The sequence below is a fragment of the Halorubellus salinus genome (genome assembly GCF_020567525.1).
GTDB classification, from domain to species: Archaea; Halobacteriota; Halobacteria; order Halobacteriales; family Natrialbaceae; genus Halorubellus; species Halorubellus salinus.
In genome coordinates this window covers 228,123-247,197 of the sequence record NZ_JAJCVI010000007.1, presented here as the reverse complement: position 1 = coordinate 247,197, position 19,075 = coordinate 228,123, and the positions used below count along the sequence as shown (strand labels likewise).

Here is a 19,075-nt window from a genome sequence, read left to right as displayed (position 1 = left end):
TCGAAGGAGTTACACCGTGAACTCGCAGCACTGCCGGAGTTCGAACCACCTGTCGTGACCGAAGATGGCGTCCTCCTGGTCGACGAGCAGGCGCTCGTCGTGCGCGACACCGACAGCGGCGTCGAGGTTCGCGAACTCACCACGCTCGACAGGCTCGCGTCCGTGCAGTCGGCTGCCGGGGCGGCGATACTGTGGTAATCGCCGGCAAGGATACCGTGTTTGCAATGGCCATTACAAATGACACAAGGCGTTGGAATCGGGCGTTGTGCCCCCAGCCGCGACAGGCCCCTGCGTCGTGGCTGACACGGTCATCGTGCTCGTGCAGGCACCCAGTTACGCCCCGGACGAACACACGATCGCGGCGTTCGGGCTGAAGTCCGGCGACCTGCGGTGGTACCACGAGTTCGACCCTGGCTTCCACAACGGCCCGACGTCGCCCCCAGTGCTCGTGGACGGCGAACTGAGGAGGGATTCGTCGTTGACGGTCGCAAGATGTGCAGGCTCTCGGAGTTCGTCGAGGTGGGTCGGGCATAACGCCAGCTGCTGGACCAGTCCCTAAATCAACTGTACAGCGTTCCGGTTCTGCGTTCGCCCACAGGACTTTACGTTAGTAGTACATACTAACTTGGGTGACGAACTCGTTGAAGCGTTCCGGCGATGGCCTCGCGCTCCAGCTCACGAAGCCAGCCAGAACGGCCGGGCTGGTCGAGGAACGCGACACGCCCGACGGGAAGACCCCGACGTACAGGGCCGAGACGCGAGTGCATGCGTTCGGTGGCCTCCTGCTGGTCGTGGACACCGACCGGGTTCCCGACGACGAGGAGGCGGAACTGGTCGCGGCGGCGGCTCGTGATACGCAGACTGCGTATCGGACGATGACTGCGACGGTCCAGATCGCGGGCAACGGCTACCAGCTCCAGCTCCCACCAGCCGTTGATGCGGGGCTCCGGCAGGGCGACAAGCCGGCAGTCAGCACCGCGCCAGGCGTCCTCCTCGCCGCCAACGACGACGTCGACGGCAGGGTTCGACCCACGCGAGTCGCCGAGGACCTGGTCACGATACGTCGCGACCAATCCGACTGAACGATACCGATTCCAAGCGCGCTGCTTCTGGTTCGGGCTCCCGGAATCGAGTTGGAATACTTATTCGTCTGTGGGGAACGTACGGAGGGACTGAACGATGACGGGTAGCGCAGATCCCTACGACCTGGAGCGGTTCGTCACGGCACAGGAGCAGGTCATCGGCAGCGTCAAGCGGGAGCTCCGGGGCGGCCGGAAGCGCTCGCACTGGATGTGGTTCGTGTTCCCCCAGATCGCGGGCCTCGGGCGGAGCGAGATGGCCCAACGGTACGCCATCGATTCACTCGAGGAAACGAGGGCGTACCTCCAGCATCCGGTGCTCGGGCCGCGGCTCCGTGAATGCACGGAGCTCGTCCTGGACATCGAAGGGCGGACGGCGAACGAGGTCTTCGGATCGCCTGATGACCTGAAGTTCCGGTCCTCGATGACGTTGTTCGAGCGGGCCGCAGACTCCGGGACGCTCTTCGCTGACGCCTTGGACAAGTATTACGACGGGGACCGCGACGCCGAGACACTCGAACTGGTGAACGACGGTTGAGGGCCCGGTAACCGAGGAGCCGTTGACCGCCACTTGAGTGTCTGTGGTGGCGTCTCATGGCACCCGAACGTCCAAGTGTTGGAGCGGTAACAGTCCGTCGATGGATGCGATGACCGCGCACCTCACGGCGGCCTGGGACGTTCTCGTCGTCACGCACCGGCAGGCCGACATGGACGCGGCCGGGTCAGCAGTCGGACTGGCAACCACCCTCGACGCCGACACCGAGATCGCCACGCCCGACGGCGTCAAGGAGAACGCACGATTCCTGCTCGACGACCAGTCCGTCACCACCACGCCGGACCTGGAGGCGTACGACCTCGTCGTCGTGGTCGATGCACCGTCGACCGACCGCATCGCGCCCTGTGACCCGACCACCGCGAACACGCCGTACGTCCTCTTCGACCACCACGAACCAGCCGACCTCCACGAGCACGCCGTGGCAACACGAGTCGACGAGTCAGCACCGGCGACCGCGCTCCTGGTTGCCGACGCGCTCGCTGCCGGCGGCTCTGCCATCCCTGAACGCGGCGCGGTAGGGCTGCTCGCCGGCATCGTCGACGACGCCGGCTACAGCGCGATATTCACACCGGGCGCTCACGAGCGGACCGTCGAACTCCTCGACGCCGCTGGCGAGTCGAGAACGGCGCTCGCAAACCGCTGGATCGAGACCACCGCGTGGAACGTCCGGATGGCGACCGCGAAAGCGCTCGTCCGGGCACGCGGGTACAAGTCCGGGGAGACCATCGTCCTCACCACTCGCGTCAGCAGCGAGGAGACGGCGGCCGCACACGCCCTCCTCGACGGGAACGCCGACGTCGCCCTCGTCGTCGCGGACCAAGGCGACTACACGCGCATCGTCGGCCGTGTCGCCGACTCGCTCGATGCGGTCCTCTCGCTGCCCACGGACGTCTTCGAACCGCTCGCTGAATCGTTCGGCGGGAGTGCCGGCGGGCACGCCGGCGCCGCCAGCGCGACCCTCGACACGACCGACCACGACGCCATCGAGACCCACGCCCTCGCGCTCGTCGAAGACGCACTCGGACGGCAGTTCGGCGAGTTCGCCTGAAGCAACCACCAGTCCGACCCCCAGTAGGAGACCCTCGACTCGCCCCCAACGGTTTTCCTGCTCTCCAGCGACGTAGCGGCATGGTCGACTACATCATCTCGGACCTCCACCTCGACCACCGGAACATCATCGACTACTGCGACCGCCCGTTCGACACCGTCGAGGAGATGAACGATAGCCTGGTCGCGAACTGGCAGGCGGTCGTCGACCCGGACGACGTCGTCCTGTTCGGTGGCGACCTCACCATCCGCGAGAGCACGAGTGCGCTGCTCGATTGGCTCGAAGCACTCCCCGGCGAGATCGTGTTCGTCCTCGGGAATCACGACGGTATCGTCCTCGACACCATCGACGACGTGCACTTCGTCGAAGAGTACCGATTCGAGCACCGCGGCGTCCCGTTCCGCGTCGTCCACGACCCCGCCGACGGCCCGTCGAATCAGACCGGCTGGCTCCTCCACGGCCACCACCACAACAACCACCCCGAGCAGTTTCCGTTCGTCGACCACGACACGCGCCGCGTCAACTTCTCCGTCGAGCTCCTCGACTATCGCCCGCTCGCCATCGACCGCCTCGTCGACTACCTCGCCCTCGGCGACACCTTCGCCGACAGGGCCGCCGCAGAAGAGGCCTCGCAAGCGCAGTAGCGCCAGCAAGAACGCATCGGTCAACAAGACAGAGTCTCCTCACGCTGTCGATACCCGTCGGGGAACTTAGGGATGCCTGGCTCTGTTGAAATCCTCAAGCGATGATATGAGTCCACGACCTTGCTGCATTCAGAGCGCACATGCAGTCTCCGGGGGTTCACCGTATTTCTCGGTCCGCCTCCACAGTCTGATTGCCCGTCGTTCTCTGTAAGCAGCGGCCATCATACATCAAGGCCTACTCAAAATTATGATGGCAGCAATCGTATTGGTCGATATGCGCGAAACCTGGAGACGGTCGATCGGAATCGGTGCGGGCTTTCTCGCGTGTGTAGCGGGTGGTGCACTTTGGCAGTGGAAACGTAGCCGACTCGCGGACCTCTCCGCCGGGAGCAAACTTGTCGAAACAAATCAGGGGGTCGTCGAGATCGCCCGACGGGGCTCAGGCTACCCCGTGCTGATACTTCATGGAGCTCCGGGTGGTTACGATCAGGGACTCCTATTTGCGGAGGGGGCGTTCGGAGACGACGTCGAAGTCATCTCCCCCTCCAGACCGGGCTTTCTCCGTACCCCGCTCGATGAGCACAAGTCCTTTGAGGACCAAGCCGCCCTACTCGTGGCGCTTCTCGACGCCATCGACGTGGAACGCCCGATCGTCGTCGGTATCTCCTGTGGGGGTCCGGTCGCTCTCCAACTCGCTGCCGATTATCCCGAGCGGGTCGCAGGACTGGTCCTCGGCTCGGCGATCACGACCGAGATCGATGAGCGAATGTACGACACGGGTAACCCGGTCATCGATCCGTTGCTCACCTCGGCGCCGGTGCTCGACATTCGCTCCGGTCTGCTCGCCTTTCTCCACCGGTTCATGCCCGTTCAGTTCATCGAGAACATGCACGCCGGCCTCTCGACGTTGGAGGGCGAAGACCTCGAAACCTACGTCGATTACATCCAGAATGACCCGGCACAGCACGCGATGGATCTCAGGTTCGCCTCAACCATCCTCCCCGCCAGCGCCCGTATCGATGGGACCCTTAACGACGAACGCTGGTGCCGTAATCTCCCCGTCGTCGACTACGAGACGATAGAGTGTCCGGTCCTGGTCTTTCACGGGGAATTCGACGCCGCCGTCCCGATCGACCACGCAGAGTGCGTGATCGACTCGCTGCCTGACGTCGAGTTTGTCCGCGTCAAGGCCGATCATCTCGCGGCTGTCGGCCCTGATGCTGACCGCGTCCGAAGGGCGCAACAATCGTTCGTCGAATCGATAATCGACCAGGTGGAGTCGACGACTGCTCAACAGTAAGGCCGACTGTGCTTCCCATGTTGACGTGACAGATCTCGGCTACTCGAATTTTCGACACCCGCTTGCTGCGCACACCACCTATATTCAGCACTCACCACCTGTTACTCTCTAAGGATTTCAACAGAGCCGGATGCCTTTGGTTTTCATCGTCGCGAACCCGAAGCAGTCCGTGAGCCGGGGTCGCTCGGCCGGGCTTTCCGACGTAACATTGAGAGGGAATCGATTCTCTTGCGGAGAGTCCGATCAATACCGGTGGAGACCACAGGAGAGGTCACGGTGTCAGTCCCGAGGACCGAGTCCCCTCGGGATGGTCGTGCTGGTGCGGGATTAGATGGTTGGCTCCCCGGCTACAAGCCGGTGGGTTAGTATAATCTACTAACCTGGATGCTGGGGAGAGTCGCACTCCCCCAACGGCCAGGTTTTCTCAGTGAAACCGGAACTCCCGCGGTCCCAGCGAGTGGAACTCTCGCCTCTCCCAAACGTAGGAATCTGGAAGAGCAGCATCCCTGTGGGCCCCTGTGCGGCCCGTCGACCAGTCCCCGAGATCGGCAGTCGGATTGTCAGGGACAGAGGAGGAGGTCGTCGGCGAGAGTTTCGAGTTCGTCGCGTTCGTCGATGGCGGCGAGCCAGCGCTCGGGGAGGGCGGTGGCGCCGAAGCGTGCGCCGGCGACGGCGCCGGCGATGGCGCCGATAGTGTCGGTGTCTCCGCCGCGGTTCACTGCCGTGACAACAGCGTCCTCGGCTGTGTCGGCGGTGAGTGCGTCGTGAAGTGCCGTCTGGAGCGAGTGTACGACGTACCCGGACGTCTCCAGCGAACCCGGCGTCTCGCCGTTTGTCAGTGGTTTTAGTGCTGTCACGAGTTCGCTTGGCGCATCGTCGACGAACGCGAGCGCATTCTCGAGGGGCGCGTCATCGTCTTCGAGGAGGTTAGCGATGGTGAGGTTCAGTATCGCACAGCCGGTCGTGCATCGCGGGTCGGCGTGCGTGATGGTCGAGGAGTGGCGACTGACCGTGACGAGTTGGTCGTGGTCGGCCGCGTAGGGGATCGCGAGCGGTGGGCATCGCATGACGCTTCCGTTGCCGGCGTTCTGGCCTTCGGGGCTGTCCTCCCAGATTCGCTGGCCGGCCTCGTCCCAGGCCGCGCCCTGCTGGAGGCGGCGGAGTGCGCGCGCCGTCATCCGACCGATATCGAACGGCTCGGTCTCGTACCAGTCAACGAACCGCGCGGCGACGTCCGCCGGGTCGAACCGGTCGTTGGCGACGACGCTCCGTGCGATGCACAGCGTCTGGCTGGTGTCGTCCGTGATGATTCCCGCCGGCTGGTTCCAGGTGCCGTACCCGATCATCTCCGTCAATCGGCCGTGCTCCGCGCGAATCGTCTCCGGGGTGTCGAACTCGACTGGGCGGCCGAGCGCGTCCCCGCACGCCAACCCGAGCAAGACGCCACGAGCGCCATCACTATCCATACCAATAATGACACCGCGACTGCCGAAAAGCCTCGCCCACGGACAGTATCCGGAATCCCTCGCTTGGTTCTATAAGCGGCAGACGCCAACCGCCGACACTGTCCGGCAACAGATAGTGGATGTCGCCAGTAGCCTCGGCTGGGAATTCTTGGATCGAAAAGGCGAACTCATTAACGATGCTCCGAGTACGTCTGACGCCACCACAGATCCAACCACTGCATTACATATCCGAACGCAGGAGGGGATCGATGGGAGAACGGTAACAATCGGTTCTAAAGACGAAACGTTCCCTGAGGACTTCCTGGACCTCTCTACGCCTGCCGATTACGTCGAAGAAGGAGTCGGGAATCACGATACGGGCGGATACGACGCCTTCACCGCAGCCTATCTCGAATTATTAACAGCGATCTCGAGTACCTTCGACCCGTACTATGGCTTCGTCTGGCATCCGGTTCTTGGTGATATCGAGCAACCGGGCGGCTGTGTCCCCGAGGACGCTGACTTCGTCCCAGATCGGCTCCCGTGGTGGAGTACGTTCTCGGCGGCGTTTCTCGAGGACCTGAACTGGATGGATAAAGTAGAAGATGCGCCAGCTTGGCGGGTAAGACACCTCTCGACCGACGGTGTCATCATCATCAAGACGCGATACCCATGGGCCGACGTCACCGCTGACCACCCGCTTGACCGCCACCTACTAGACGACGACTAGTTACTCATCTGTTCTTAACATCCTATGCTATGATTCGTTAGCCGGTGAGGATTTCAACAGAGCCAGGACAAGAAAGATAGTGGCGATTACAAGTCCGGATGCCACTGTGACCGACCGCCACTCACCGGGGGTGGTTGCGAGCGGTTGCGGTTTCACCAGCTGGAAGTACACGTACTTCAGTTGTCGTGAGAACACGTAGGGGAGGAGGAAGCTCGCGAGGACGCCTGTCCCGCTGGCGAGCGCTCGCACGATGCGACCGCGGAATCCCAGCCCGCGGTGCGGACAGTATAGATAGACGGTTGCACTGACTGCGAACCCGGCAGCGAATCCAGTCCCGAGCAGTGTTTCGAGAAGGCCCATGACGTCGACGTCCTCAAGAACTGTCGCGAGCCCTAAAAGAACCTCCCTGCCCAGTTGCTTCGTGCAGTCGGTCGAGTCCCCGATCCAGCGGGACGACTCGCTGCTTCGACTCCGAAGTGGGTCGACGAGAGTTGGTGGGTCGGGGTGGTCAGTCGGCGAGGAAGTCGAGGAGGATCGACCGGAAGCGCTCGGGGCGTTCGACGTGCGGGGAGTGGCCGACGTCCTCGAACAGTTCTTCCTGGTAGGTGCCGCCGGCGTCGGCGTATGCGTCGAGGACGTCGCGGGTCTGTGCGTTCATCGGTTGTGGTGGGTACGCGTCTTCGCCTGGCCAGTCGGGGAGTTGGCCGGCTTGGCCGAGGAAGCCGGCGTCGAAGAACGAGGTGTCGGAGACGATCTGGTCGCTGTCGCCGTGCACCCAGAGGATGGGTGGCTTCGGGTCGATGTCGGCGAGGTCGGTGGTGTCGAAGTACTTCGGTGAGACGGCGTTCAGGACGCCGTGGTCGCCGGGGGCGACGCCCGGCCAGTTGTCGGATGGTTCCGCGTCGCCGGGGTAGTTGTCGTCGCCGACGGCGGTCGCGCACATCGCCTGGACGTACGCGTCGGCGGTGGCGGGGTCGAACTCGTGGCCGGGCGCGACGTAGAACGCTTGCATGACGGTACGTGGCGAAGCGTCGGACTCGGCGGTGGTGTCGCCGGCGGCGAGTTGCTCGACGAACTCGTCGTTCGCGAGGCCGCCGCCGGTGCCGGCGTAGTCGGGCTGGCACGGTGAGCCGTCGCGGGTCGTGCCGCCGAACCCGTACGGGGACATCGTGCTCTCCAGGCAGACGGCGGTGAGGCGTTCGGGGTGGTCGATGGCGTACTGCATGGCGACGCCGCCGCCGATGGACCAGCCGACGAGCGCGATGTCCTCGAGGTCGAGGGCGTCGAAGAGTGCGTGGAGGTCGTCGCTGAAGTCGCGGACGCCGCGTGTGGCGTCGACGCGTTTGGTCTCCGAGTCGCCGTACCCACGGAGGTCGGGGGCAATCACGCGGTAGGTGTCTGGGAGCTCGGTCATGAGCTCGGCGAAGAATCGCGACGAGGAGACGTTCCCGTGTACGAGAACCAGTGGGGTTCCGTCGGGGTTGCCGGCGGTCAGGATTGCCGTGTCGAGTCGGTCGGTCGTCACGCGTTCGGCTGTTACGCCAGCTGGGAGGTCGACGTCCATACTGCACGATACGACTGACGACGTAATCAAGCTACACGTTACCGAGGCCCAGATTCGACGGGTGCTGTCGGAGAATCAGGGACGGGTCGAACGAGGATGGTGGAACGCTACGGTAGGGGGTCGTGGTGGTCCTCGGGTCCGACACCGGATTTCAAATGAATTCGCGGGAATGTGCCGTGCGGTGGCTGTGGAGGAACCTCGTGGATCCTGTCAAGCGCATTTCGGGACTGGGTCGGTCAGATTCGGAGTGTCGTGGTCTCGAATTCAGGATGTGTTGCTCTCAGATTCAGGATGCGTTGGGCTCGAGTTGTGTGCACTCATTGGTCTCGACACGCTCACACCGAATCCCGACACCCCCACACCGGATTTCAAATGAATTCGGCGTGCTGTGTGGGGGTGCTGAGCCGGCAATTCAACGGGTGGTTGCCGGGGAGGGAGCGAGTAGCAGTGCCTGAACAGCCGATTCTCGGCAGTGTCTGATTTCTTCGGCGAGCTGATTTGTGTCGACACGTTCGAGTGAGTAGTTTGGGCGGTTCCGGCCGGGGAGGGAAGCGGTGTATTTGAACTCGAGCAGGCGGTACTCAACGTGGACCGTATTTGGTTGTTGTGTGGTCTGTATGTGGCCTTTCTTCTTCTTCTTCTTGCCTAGAACCCTAGTTATATAATAACGCGAGTATGGAGCGGGGTTCCAATCGAAGCGAAACGTGAGAAAACGGCCGTGAAGCGTGTTGTACCGCGGGAATCCGTTCAGAGTAGCCCGTAGAGAGCGGCCTGGGAAACGACCCCCTCCCCTTCCAGTAGAACCGATTTCATTTGAAATCCGGTGTGGGGGTGTCCCGATCGACGCTGATCCTCGTTGGAGTTCTGTCGACATCCGTCTTGCCGAGGGGCGAGGAAAGCAACTGGTGATGAGGTGTGGAACCGAACCGACTTGCAGTTCGAGCGTCGGTGGCGACTGCGTCACCGGGGATTTCATTCGAAATCCGGTGTCAGTGGCTCGAGCGTCGCGTGGGTTGGGCGAGAAATCATTTGAAATCCGGTGTTGGATGCCGGACCGACCTTTGTAGTTCATGCACTCGATGCGTGAGCGAGCTCGCCGCGTGACGACATCCCAGTCCCCGTCTCGTCGCCCCGCCAACTCCGGCCCGCACGACAGAAAATCATCTGAAATCCGGTGTCGGACGCCTTCGCGAGCACCCACCACGGCCCGATATTCATTCGAAACACGCCCACGAATCTATTCGACACCAGCGGGAAGACTCGTTCCAGCGACGAGGACACGAAGAGCGCCTCTACCGGCAGAACACCGATTCGACGGAAAGAACTAAGGGCATTTCATTTGAAACCTGGTGGTATGTCTACCGACGGTGACACACTCGGGGATTTCGCCACCGCCCACGGCGCCGTCGCCCACTCACGCGCCACCAGCCCACCCCGAGACGACCCCCTCTCGGTCCTCGACGAACCGGACCCCATCTTCACCGACGAAAGCCTCCTGGACCCCAACGTCGTCCCCGACGAAGAGAAGATAGTCGGCCGTAACGAGCAGATCGAGACCGTCGCACACCGCCTCAAACCCGCCATCAACGGCGCCTCCGGCAAAGGCACGCTCATCCTCGGCAAATCCGGGTCCGGGAAGACACTCGTCACGAAATACGTCGGTCGGGAGGTCGTCCAACGCGGCCACGACGCCGACGTCGACATCGGCCTCGTCGTCATCGACTGCGCCCAACGCCGCAGCGAAACGCAGACCGTCATCCGACTCGCCTCCCAACTGAACGACCCAACCAGAACCAACGTCACCATCCCGCACTCGGGTATCTCCACCGGCGCGTACTACGACCGCCTCTGGACGATCATCAACGAACTCTACGACGCCATCATCATCGTCCTCGACGAGATCGACCGGCTCGCCCCGAACGAGGCCCTCCAGAGCAACGTCACGCCCGAGGAAGCCGACGACTCGAAACTCCTCATGCAGCTCTCCCGAGCGGGGGAAGAGGACGACATCGACGCCGGCCTCACCGTCATCGGCATCAGCAACGACCTCAAGTACGGCGACCGGCTCGACACGCGCGTCACCTCCAGCTTCGCTCCCGACGACCTCGTCTTCGACGCCTACGACGCCAACCAACTCCGCGACATCCTCAACCGCCGTGCCGAAGCCTTCCGCGACGGCGTCCTCAGCGACGACGTCCTCCCGCTCTGTGCCGCATTCGCCGCCCAGGAACACGGCGACGCCCGTCGCGCCATCGACCTGCTCCGACTCGCCGGCGAGGTCGCCCGCGACGAAGGCGCCGAACAGGTCACCGAAGACCACGTTCGCGCCGCCAACGACGACGCCGAGGTCACGCGACTCCGCGACCTCATCCGCGGCTGCCCCACGCAAGCGAAGATCGCGATGGCCGCGCTCGCAGCGATGGAGCACTTCACCGACCGCTCGTACTTCAAAGCCACCGAGATGTACCGCGTCTACCGCGCGTTCGCGGACGCGATCAGCGCGGACGCGCTCGGACAGAAACGCATCACTGACCAGCTCCGCGAGTACGAAACCCTCAAGATCGTCGATATGAACCGGACGAGCGACGGCTATCGCGAAGGCACCCACCTGGAACTCTCGCTCCTCGACGACCCCAGCCTCATCCTCCAATCCGTCGGCCTCGACGACCGCCTCAGCGACATCCCGATCAACGACGCGATGCAGCACCGCATCCAACGCGCAATCGAGAACTGACAGCCACCTCGACACCCTATCGCACGATCTCGAGCGTTCGACGGCTGTGAACGACGCTCGCGAGGCGGCGTGCCACCTTCCGGTCGGGAAGGCGCTCTTCGGGCGCACGGCCGACGTCTCCTGTGGAACGCGATCTGGTCCGTCGACTCCTCCATCGACGAAAGCACGTAACACGATACGAGGCGACCTCTCTCCGCATGCACCGCACGGCAGTCGCTCCACGTGTCCGACGACGCACCTGTTCGAGGGACGGTGGCGTCGTCGTGTCGTCTGACGCCGACGTCGTCCGTGCGAGCCCGGTCCGGTCACGAGCCCGTGAATGAGTGTCGCGACGCAACTCGGGTAGATGTTCGACCTGCTCGCGGCCGGTGCAGCACTGCGAGCAGCGGACGCTCCCCACCCGTTTCGCGTCTCGAGCGATCGAACGTGCTCGGTCCTGGATTTCTCGCGGAGTGAGCGGCCGAGCAAACGTGGAGGGGCGAACGTGGAGGGGCGAACGTGGAGGGGTGACCGATGTCGTCGCCGTCGAGGAGCGGAGCGTGGTCAGGCGACCGGGGCTCCGGATTCCGTTCGGCGCTCTCGGTGGCGGTCGGCGTCGTAGCCGAGCCGGCCACGGGTCAGTGCGACGAGCGCGACGACGGCGACGAACAGGATACCGACCTGTAACGTCAGCAGCGTCGTGTAGGTCGGACCGAAGACGACCTCGTCGGCGAACGGCATCAGGTGGACGGTTGCCGTGTTGAAGCCGCCGTGGAGGACCATCACGAGGAGGATGCTCCCGGTGTGGTTGTAGACCCACGTGTAGAAGAACGCGTAGAGGAGGATGCCGATCGCGGTGAGCGTGAAGAGCCCTGCCAGTACGACCGGGTCGGTGATGCCGTGGGACGCACGCGGATCGACGGCGAGTAATGGCAGGTGCCAGATCGCCCAGACCGTTCCCAGGAGGACGGTCGCCCACAGCGGGCCGTACGTCGCTTGCAACCGCGGGAGAGCGAACCCGCGCCATCCCGGTTCCTCTCCGAGTCCCGCGATCAGCGAGAGGCCGACGAGCGTCGGCAGGAACGTCATCAGGGGGTCGGGGAGTCGAGAGAGTTCTGGCTCGTAGCCCAGGAACGCGAATCCCAAGCTCGTCGTTCCGAAGATGACGACGGGGATGGCGAGGGTTGCGAGCCACCAGCGGAGGGGGACGCGCCAGTGGAGGATGCGACCGAGCCATTCGCGTAGCGAGCCGCCGCTATACCAGAGGACGATGGCGCCAGCGATAGCCGGACCGAACTGGGCGACGAAGAGGTTCAGTCCACCGAAGGCGTCCGCTGCGCCGACGACGGACGGGAGGAAGCCCGCCCACGAGATAGCGAACGCGAGCAGGAAGAACGAGGCAACTGGGTGGTCGGTGACTCGTGCGTGGAGTTGATCTCGGTTCATACGTCTAGATACAGCGCCGGACACAGTATGCCTGCCATATCATTCTACAGATTTGAGATATTGTGCGGTCTGCTATCTGCTGTCAGAGGGAACGAGTGATGTCGCCCGAACGTGATTGGGGGACATATGCCCTATTGGTGTGTGTATTAACGACTTAGCCATCAGTTCTGACGTTCCTGGAACGGCTTCGGGGACGTATTATCGAAGTCTCATAATTCGTAAACGACCGTAGTAATTTATGTGCGCTGTCATCGTTTATTCGTTGGAGAACCGTACCCCGATGCTCGGAGAGACGGACGACGATTCCATCCAAAGGCAGTCGATTGCGGTGGTCCAGACGTCCGTACGACGTGACGCGATGGTCTCGTTCGCCTCGCTGGCCGACTCGAACCCTGCCCTCGCGTGAGTCCCGTCCCTCCGTTTCTCGAGTCGTACAGACCGGGTGAACCGAACCCAGAGCCAACCCATCCAACCCCCAATCCATGCACCACGAATCGATACACACCATGGTCGTCCTGGCCATCGTCGCCGTTCTGATCAGCTCGTCCGTCGTCGCGACAGCGACCGCCCAATCTGGCCAGTCGACGCTCGCAGTCGAGCGAACCGAAGGACCCACAGTCTCCGACCTGGATGCACTGGAATCGTGGCTGGACGAGACGATCGCCCGGCAACTCGAGGAACACCACGTCCCTGGCGCCACCGTCGTCGTCGTCGACGACGGCGACATCACCGTCGCGAAAGGCTACGGGTACGCCGACCTCGAAGCGGAGCGTCCGGTCGTCGCCAACGAGACCGTGTTCAGCATCGGTTCGACCGGCAAGCTCGTGACGTGGACGGCCGTCATGCAGGCCGTCGAGGACGGGCAGCTCGAACTCGACCGGGACGTGAACGAGTACCTGACCGACTCCGCAGTCTCCATCCCCGACGCGTATCCCGAGCCGATCACCCTCGAACACCTCGGCACCCACTCGGCGGGGTTCGAAGACAGCTTCGCGGGGATGCTCGCGGATTCGCCCGATGACGTCCCATCCATGGAAGCAATCCTTGCTGCACACCAGCCCGAGCGCGTCCGTCCCCCGGGCGAGTTCGTGGCGTACTCGAACTACGGGACGGCTCTCGCCGGACACGTCCTCGCCGAACAGTACGACGCGACGTTCGTCGAGTACGTCCACGAACGGATATTCACGCCTCTGGGGATGGCAAACAGCACGTACGCACAACCACTCCCCGAGCACCTCGAACAGCGACGAGCGGTCGGGTACACGTACCAGAACGGCGACTACCGAGCACAGCCGCCTCTGACCTGGACGCTGCCGCCCGAGGGCGGGTCGTTCCGAACCACGGGCCCCGATATGGGTCGGTTCATGCTCGCACACCTGAACGACGGCGTGCTCGGCTCCGAGCGCATCCTCCGCGCCGAGACGGTCGCGGAGATGCATCGACGCCACTTCACGAAATCCCACGCCGTTCCCGAGCTCAACGGGATGGCGTACGGGTTCATCGAGATGGACCACGGCGACGAACGTATCGTCGGTCACTGGGGCGATACCCCCCGATTCAAGAGTCTGCTCGCGCTCTTCCCGGAGCGAGACGTCGGGTTGTTCGTGGCCTACAACGCCCCCGGCGGGCACGCCGCTCGCTTCGACCTCCTCGATGCGTTCGTGAACCGGTACTACCCGCAGTCGGAGACGCCAATCCTGAGTCCGCCGGCTGGCGCGGCCGACAGAGCCGCGGCACTCGCCGGCGACTACCGGTCACTGACGATCTCGGACTCGTCCTGGGAGCGCCTCCTCGGCGTGATGACGCGGACCTACTCGGTCGGCGTGACCGACGACGGCTCCCTCACGACCACTCGTCTCGGTGAAGGCACCCGGACGTGGGTGGAACGCGAGCCCGGTGTCTACGAGGAGGTCGGCGGGAGCGATTACCTCGTCTTCGGGTTCGACGACGAGGGTAGTGCAACACACATGTATCGACACGCGTTCGGTCCGGCGTCCTACGAGCGAGTGCCGTGGTACGAGTCGAACAGCGTCATGCAGGGGGTCGTCGGGGCGGGCGTCGTCGCGTTCGTCTCGGTCCTCCTGCTGTGGGCGGGGGCCCCGGTCTGGCGTCGAGTCCGTGGCCGGGAGCCGCCGAGTCGCCGCGAGCGAGCCAGCCGAGCACTCCTCGGCGTCGTGAGCCTCCTCTGGTTGGTCGTCCTGGTGGTCTTCGCGCTCGCGTGGATCAACTTCAACGCGGAAGCCGCCTCACCATCGCTGACGCTCCGAGCCGGTGAGATACTTCGGTTCGTCGCGCTTGCGGGGACGGTCGCCGCCGTCGCCGCGGCTGGTCTCGCGTGGCGCCACGCCTATTGGACTCGCCTCGTGCGCGTGCACTACTCGCTGGTGGCGCTCCTCGCGGTGCTGTTCGCGTGGCAGCTGTCCCTGCTCGGAGTCCTCCCGCTGTAGGCGATCGACGGGACCGGTCGGTTGGGCGGCGCTAGAGGCACTCGGTGAGGGCTTCGTGGGGGAACGCGACGGCGACGTCGTGCCCGAGCTCGGGATAGCGAGGGTTGGTCACGGTACCCGTGGAGTCGACGGCGCTGTCTGCGATGGCACCGACGCGGTGTGCGGGCTGAACGGTCGGGTACGGGCGCACCTGTTCGTACGAGGAATCCGCAACTTCGAAGTGCGAGATATGGATCGCGAACGGTGCGGGGATTCAGCGCAGCGTCTGTGAATACGACTTGCTGGTCGTGCCGAACGCGGCCTCTCTCTTCAGTACTGACCCCGGTAGTTGTCGGGCTTCGACGCGGCCTGGCAGATGCGTGAGGCGGCGGTCCAGTCGGGTCACTCGAGGAGTTGGCCGCGGTACTGCTCGGCGAGTTCGCGATCGAATGCTGCTAGTTCGACGATGTCGTCCTCGGTGAGGTACTCGACCTCGTCGACGTACGCGACGGCGTCTTCGCGGGCGGCGAAGGGCGCGGGATTCACCCGCATCGGGTCGTCGAGTCGGTCAGCGTCGGTCTCGAGCGCGTAGTACGCGGTCGTTCCGTCGACGAGGTCCCGCGACTCCATGTCCCTGACCCAGAGGCCCGCGATGTCGGCGTCGGTGTCGGCGAACTCTCCGGGGACGGCGTAGTACGTCGTCGCGCAGCCGGACGTGCAGAAGAACTCCCTGGTGTCGTCGGCGTGGACGGCTTGGGCGTTCCACGTCGGGAAGTTCGCGGCCTTCATGTTGCAGACGGCGCACTGTGCGTCCTGAGGGACGTCCGTGGGAGAGCGCGCCTGGTTGTCGCCGCTACTGGTCTCGTCCTCGTGGGCGACGTAACTCGTGCAGTACCCGGTGGGTTCGATCGTCCCTTCGACGATGGTGCAGGCGCCGACGCCGTCGTCGTTCTTGTCGGGGACGTAGTAGGCGCACCCGGAGCACTGCTGTCCGTTCTTCGGTTCGGGCTGGTAGCTCAGGTCGCTCTTCGCCACGAGCGAACCGGGGTCGCGTTCGTTGCCGTTCAGGGCCGTCGCGGTGCGGTACGCGTCGGGCACCTCGTCGCTCGTCGTCTCTGTCCCGGCCGGGGTCGTCGTCTCAGCGCCGTCGTCACCGCCGAGACAGCCCGCGAGGGCGGCTGCTGACCCGCTTCCGAACAGTGCGAGCATCGTCCGTCTGTCCAGCCGCGTCGAGTATCGGTCCTTCATGCTTGGACGTTCGACTACGCCGACGAAAGTCACTCTGGTACGGTAGTCGTAATAGTTCGAGTATTGCACCAGACTGCTTACGTCCACCAGCCAGAAAGCGCCGAGTATGCAGCGACGAACGTACCTCACGGCCGGCCTCGGGATCGCGACCGCGAGCACCGGGTGTCTCACGTCGGTTCTCGGTGGGGGCGACGGGAACGAGACCGTACTCGGTCCGCAGGCGGACCAGCAGCACGACAGCAGTGCACTCCCGTACCCGGCTCACGGCCAGACGCTGCCGGAGTTCGCCGTTCCCGACCCGCTCTCCGGCGAGGTGGTCGCGAGCGATGACGTCGACGGGACGGTGCTCGTGACGGCGTTCTTCGCGTCCTGCCCCGTCGAGTGCGTTCGCCTCATCGGACAGCTGGCGGGCGTCCAGCAGGGAACCGTCGACCGTGGCATCGACGACGACGTGACGTTCCTGGCGATCACGTTCGACCCGGAGCGCGACGACGCCGAGACCCTCCGCGAGTACGGGCAGCGGATGAACGTCGACATGGACGCGGGGAACTGGCGGTTCCTCCGGCCCGAATCCGCAGCGCGCGCAGAGGCCGTCGTCGACGAGACGCTCGGCATCACCTTCGACCGTCTCGGTGCGGGAGAGTCCGAACGGCTGCCCGGGTACGACTTCCGGCATCTGTCGCTGACGTTCCTCCGGAACCCGGACGGGACCGTCGAACGAGCCTACCGGACCGACCGCCCGGACCACGAGCGCGTGCTCTCGGACGTCGAGACGGTCGTCGAGGCGACCACGTGACCGATGACGTCATGTACACCAGCCAATCCACTCCTCGGCACGGAGACGCTCGGGCTCCCGATCCTTGCCCTCGTCGGGTTGCTCGGTGGCGCGCACTGCATCGGGATGTGCGGTCCGCTGGTCGCGGTCTACGCCGACCGGATGGGCGACAGCGGCCGCGGTGGCTTCCTCTCGATGCGGGCGGTCCGACAGCACGCGGTGTTCAACCTCGGACGGACGGTGACCTACACGCTCCTGGGCGGGCTCTTCGGGCTCGCGGGCCAGCTCGTCTTCGTGAGCGTCCGGGACGTGACGCTCGTCGCGACGGAGGTTCGGGCGGTGACGGGGATCGTCGTGGGTCTGGTCGTCGCAGCCGTCGGCGCGAGTTACGTCACCGGCGGCGGTGTGCGGGCCGTTCCGATTCCGGGACTGGAACGCGTCGCGAGACCGGTGCGGGACGCGCTCCTCGAACGAGTGGACGAGTGGGTCGGCGACTACCGGATCGCCGGTCTCGGCGCCGTCCACGGGTTCCTGCCGTGTCCACTCCTGTACCCGGCGTACCTGTACGCGTTCGTGCAAGGCTCCCCGGTGGGTGGGGCGGCAGCGCTTGCGGCGCTCGGACTCGGGACCGTTCCGGCCGTCTTCCTGACCGGGACGATCTTCGAGAGCCTGGACGTCGGCGGCCGCCAGCAACTCCACCGCGTGCTCGGTGTCACGTTCGTCGTACTGGGGTACGTGCCGCTCCAGCACGGGCTGGCGGCACTCGGTATCGGCCTCCCAGCGATCCCGCTCCCGCACTTCCAGCCGTGGTGACCGGTCCCGTTCGCGGCGGCGCCTCAGGGGGTGGTCGGCGTGCGACGGCGTGAGCTCCTGGGCTCGGTCGCTGGCGCGACGACGGTGGCGACCGCCGGCTGTAGCGGCCTCGTTGGCTCCCTGGCCGGTGACGACGGCGACGGGGCGGAGGCGGTGACCGTCGAGACGGTCGACGCGCCCGGTAGCGCTGCCGGAACGACGACCGTGCCCGAGTCGGGGCGCGTGACGTTCGTCGAGTTCTTCGCGACGACCTGCCCGATCTGCGCGGCCCAGATGTCGGTCGTCGCCGACGCATACGGCCAGGTCGGCGACGACGTACAGTTCCTCTCGGTGACCAGCGAGCCCGTGGGCCTGACCGTCTCCACCGACGACGTCGCGGCCTGGTGGGTCGACCACGACGGGCGCTGGCCCGTCGGCGTCGACGACGGCGTCGCCCTCGCTCGGCGGTTCGACGCCACCAGCGTTCCGACGGCCGTCGTCGTCGGTCCCGACGGTCGCGTGACCTGGCGGCATACCGGGCGAACCAGCGCGGAACGAATCGTCTCCGAGATCCGGGCCGCGAGGGACGGTGGGGGGTCGTGATCGAGTCGTTCGGGAGTCACGTTGCGTTCGCAGCGGGTGCGGGCGTCGCGACGTTCCTGTCGCCGTGTGCGCTCCCGCTGGTGCCGGGGTACGTCGGGTTCTACGCGACCGCGGCCGATGGCAAGGAGCGAGTGGCTGGCGTCGTCTCGCGCGGCCTCGCTGCCAGCGTCGGTTTGCTCGCTGCTCTCGGCGCGCTCGCTGGCCTCGCCGTCCTCGTCGGTCGCCCGGTCGCCCGGGCGCTCCCGGTCCTCGAACCCGCGGTCGGGGTCGCTCTCGTCGCCCTCGGCGGTCTCGTCCTGACCGGGCGCGAGCTCACGCCGACCGTCCCGCTGCCCGCGCGTCGCGCGAACACGTCGGGGTTCGCTCTGTTCGGCGCGGGGTACGCCGGTGCGTCGGCGGCCTGTGTCCTCCCGGTCTTCCTGGCTGTCGTGGTCCAGGCGGTCTCGCTGCCCCTCGCCGGGGCGGTCGCCGTCGTCTCGGCGTACGCGCTGGCTGCGGCTCTCCCGTTGCTGGTGGTCACCGTGATGCTGGGGCTCGGGTTCGGTGGCGCGACCGGTCGGCTCGCCGCGCTCGGCGATCGCGTCGAACGGGCCTCGGGCGTCGTCCTCGTTCTCGCCGGCTCCGGGCAGCTCGTGATCGCGATTGCACCGAACGCGCTCCCGTCGATTCCAGTACCGCCATGACAGATCGATACCACCGCTGGGGC

The 19,075-nt window shown here is 65.0% G+C and carries 18 protein-coding genes; 13 read left to right on the top strand and 5 right to left on the bottom strand.

What is annotated here, in order from left to right:
• Positions 1-54 precede the first annotated feature (54 nt).
• The 6 genes from LI336_RS19130 to LI336_RS19105 all read left to right on the top strand — a co-directional run bounded on the left by LI336_RS19130 (position 55) and on the right by LI336_RS19105 (position 4,627).
• Positions 55-198 carry a hypothetical protein gene (locus LI336_RS19130; RefSeq protein ID WP_227134773.1) on the top strand — a complete coding sequence of 48 codons (144 nt, stop codon included), beginning with the start codon at positions 55-57 and terminating at the stop codon, positions 196-198.
• A 431-nt stretch (positions 199-629) separates the two neighbouring features.
• Positions 630-1,082 carry a hypothetical protein gene (locus LI336_RS19125; protein WP_227134772.1) on the top strand — a complete coding sequence of 151 codons (453 nt, stop codon included), beginning with the start codon at positions 630-632 and terminating at the stop codon, positions 1,080-1,082.
• Between the two features lie 97 nt (positions 1,083-1,179).
• Complete coding sequence (locus LI336_RS19120) at positions 1,180-1,617, top strand: DUF1810 domain-containing protein (RefSeq protein WP_227134771.1); 438 nt, start codon at positions 1,180-1,182, stop codon at positions 1,615-1,617.
• A 100-nt stretch (positions 1,618-1,717) separates the two neighbouring features.
• On the top strand, positions 1,718-2,683 hold the full coding sequence (locus tag LI336_RS19115; protein WP_227134770.1) for a DHH family phosphoesterase: 966 nt from the start codon (positions 1,718-1,720) through the stop codon (positions 2,681-2,683).
• Between the two features lie 80 nt (positions 2,684-2,763).
• On the top strand, positions 2,764-3,327 hold the full coding sequence (locus tag LI336_RS19110) for a metallophosphoesterase (protein WP_227134769.1): 564 nt from the start codon (positions 2,764-2,766) through the stop codon (positions 3,325-3,327).
• Positions 3,328-3,574: 247 nt separating this feature from the next.
• Complete coding sequence (locus tag LI336_RS19105) at positions 3,575-4,627, top strand: alpha/beta fold hydrolase (RefSeq protein ID WP_227134768.1); 1,053 nt, start codon at positions 3,575-3,577, stop codon at positions 4,625-4,627.
• Positions 4,628-5,187: 560 nt separating this feature from the next.
• Here LI336_RS19105 and LI336_RS19100 read toward each other — a convergent pair.
• Entirely contained in the window at positions 5,188-6,093 is a 906-nt protein-coding gene (locus LI336_RS19100; RefSeq protein WP_227134767.1) for an ADP-ribosylglycohydrolase family protein, read from the bottom strand.
• Between the two features lie 7 nt (positions 6,094-6,100).
• Here LI336_RS19100 and LI336_RS19095 point away from each other — a divergent pair, with 7 nt between their 5' ends.
• Entirely contained in the window at positions 6,101-6,802 is a 702-nt protein-coding gene (locus tag LI336_RS19095; protein ID WP_227134766.1) for a hypothetical protein, read from the top strand.
• A gap of 27 nt (positions 6,803-6,829) precedes the next feature.
• On the opposite strand, the gene LI336_RS19090 is transcribed toward LI336_RS19095, so the two are convergent.
• Positions 6,830-7,162 (bottom strand): hypothetical protein, encoded by a 333-nt coding sequence (locus LI336_RS19090; protein WP_227134765.1) that lies wholly within the window; start codon positions 7,160-7,162, stop codon positions 6,830-6,832.
• 148 nt (positions 7,163-7,310) lie between these two features.
• Positions 7,311-8,366: an alpha/beta fold hydrolase gene (locus LI336_RS19085; RefSeq protein WP_227134764.1), complete on the bottom strand. Its 1,056-nt coding sequence runs from the start codon at positions 8,364-8,366 to the stop codon at positions 7,311-7,313.
• Positions 8,367-9,720: 1,354 nt separating this feature from the next.
• Here LI336_RS19085 and LI336_RS19080 point away from each other — a divergent pair.
• Positions 9,721-11,100: a Cdc6/Cdc18 family protein gene (locus LI336_RS19080; protein ID WP_227134763.1), complete on the top strand. Its 1,380-nt coding sequence runs from the start codon at positions 9,721-9,723 to the stop codon at positions 11,098-11,100.
• Between the two features lie 543 nt (positions 11,101-11,643).
• Here LI336_RS19080 and LI336_RS19075 read toward each other — a convergent pair.
• Positions 11,644-12,525: a CPBP family intramembrane glutamic endopeptidase gene (locus LI336_RS19075; protein ID WP_227134762.1), complete on the bottom strand. Its 882-nt coding sequence runs from the start codon at positions 12,523-12,525 to the stop codon at positions 11,644-11,646.
• Positions 12,526-13,031: 506 nt separating this feature from the next.
• Here LI336_RS19075 and LI336_RS19070 point away from each other — a divergent pair.
• Positions 13,032-14,972, top strand: a complete 1,941-nt coding sequence (locus LI336_RS19070) for a serine hydrolase domain-containing protein (RefSeq protein ID WP_227134761.1) — start codon at positions 13,032-13,034, stop codon at positions 14,970-14,972.
• A 381-nt stretch (positions 14,973-15,353) separates the two neighbouring features.
• Here the strand turns inward: LI336_RS19070 and LI336_RS19065 are convergent, their stop codons facing one another.
• Complete coding sequence (locus LI336_RS19065; RefSeq protein WP_227134760.1) at positions 15,354-16,199, bottom strand: nitrous oxide reductase accessory protein NosL; 846 nt, start codon at positions 16,197-16,199, stop codon at positions 15,354-15,356.
• Positions 16,200-16,305: 106 nt separating this feature from the next.
• Here LI336_RS19065 and LI336_RS19060 point away from each other — a divergent pair, with 106 nt between their 5' ends.
• From LI336_RS19060 to LI336_RS19045, 4 genes are read left to right on the top strand one after another with little or no spacing between them, the layout of a single operon-like run.
• Positions 16,306-16,995: an SCO family protein gene (locus tag LI336_RS19060; RefSeq protein ID WP_227134759.1), complete on the top strand. Its 690-nt coding sequence runs from the start codon at positions 16,306-16,308 to the stop codon at positions 16,993-16,995.
• 3 nt (positions 16,996-16,998) lie between these two features.
• Positions 16,999-17,787, top strand: a complete 789-nt coding sequence (locus LI336_RS19055; protein ID WP_227134758.1) for a sulfite exporter TauE/SafE family protein — start codon at positions 16,999-17,001, stop codon at positions 17,785-17,787.
• 39 nt (positions 17,788-17,826) lie between these two features.
• Positions 17,827-18,369 (top strand): TlpA family protein disulfide reductase, encoded by a 543-nt coding sequence (locus LI336_RS19050; RefSeq protein ID WP_227134757.1) that lies wholly within the window; start codon positions 17,827-17,829, stop codon positions 18,367-18,369.
• A complete protein-coding gene (locus LI336_RS19045; protein ID WP_227134756.1) occupies positions 18,366-19,052 on the top strand; it encodes a cytochrome c biogenesis protein CcdA in 687 nt (228 codons plus the stop codon). Before LI336_RS19050 ends, LI336_RS19045 begins: the two co-directional genes overlap by 4 nt.
• The last annotated feature ends 23 nt before the right edge of the window (positions 19,053-19,075 follow it).

Coding starts and splice junctions, on each gene's coding strand:
- LI336_RS19095 (WP_227134766.1), top strand. CDS start 6,101: ATGACACCGCGACTGCCGAAAAGCCTCGCCCACGGACAGTATCCGGAA.
- LI336_RS19055 (WP_227134758.1), top strand. CDS start 16,999: ATGACGTCATGTACACCAGCCAATCCACTCCTCGGCACGGAGACGCTC.
- LI336_RS19065 (WP_227134760.1), bottom strand. CDS start 16,199: ATGAAGGACCGATACTCGACGCGGCTGGACAGACGGACGATGCTCGCA.
- LI336_RS19090 (WP_227134765.1), bottom strand. CDS start 7,162: ATGGGCCTTCTCGAAACACTGCTCGGGACTGGATTCGCTGCCGGGTTC.
- LI336_RS19100 (WP_227134767.1), bottom strand. CDS start 6,093: ATGGATAGTGATGGCGCTCGTGGCGTCTTGCTCGGGTTGGCGTGCGGG.
- LI336_RS19080 (WP_227134763.1), top strand. CDS start 9,721: ATGTCTACCGACGGTGACACACTCGGGGATTTCGCCACCGCCCACGGC.
- LI336_RS19110 (WP_227134769.1), top strand. CDS start 2,764: ATGGTCGACTACATCATCTCGGACCTCCACCTCGACCACCGGAACATC.
- LI336_RS19075 (WP_227134762.1), bottom strand. CDS start 12,525: ATGAACCGAGATCAACTCCACGCACGAGTCACCGACCACCCAGTTGCC.
- LI336_RS19085 (WP_227134764.1), bottom strand. CDS start 8,366: ATGGACGTCGACCTCCCAGCTGGCGTAACAGCCGAACGCGTGACGACC.
- LI336_RS19060 (WP_227134759.1), top strand. CDS start 16,306: ATGCAGCGACGAACGTACCTCACGGCCGGCCTCGGGATCGCGACCGCG.
- LI336_RS19115 (WP_227134770.1), top strand. CDS start 1,718: ATGGATGCGATGACCGCGCACCTCACGGCGGCCTGGGACGTTCTCGTC.
- LI336_RS19070 (WP_227134761.1), top strand. CDS start 13,032: ATGGTCGTCCTGGCCATCGTCGCCGTTCTGATCAGCTCGTCCGTCGTC.
- LI336_RS19120 (WP_227134771.1), top strand. CDS start 1,180: ATGACGGGTAGCGCAGATCCCTACGACCTGGAGCGGTTCGTCACGGCA.
- LI336_RS19105 (WP_227134768.1), top strand. CDS start 3,575: ATGATGGCAGCAATCGTATTGGTCGATATGCGCGAAACCTGGAGACGG.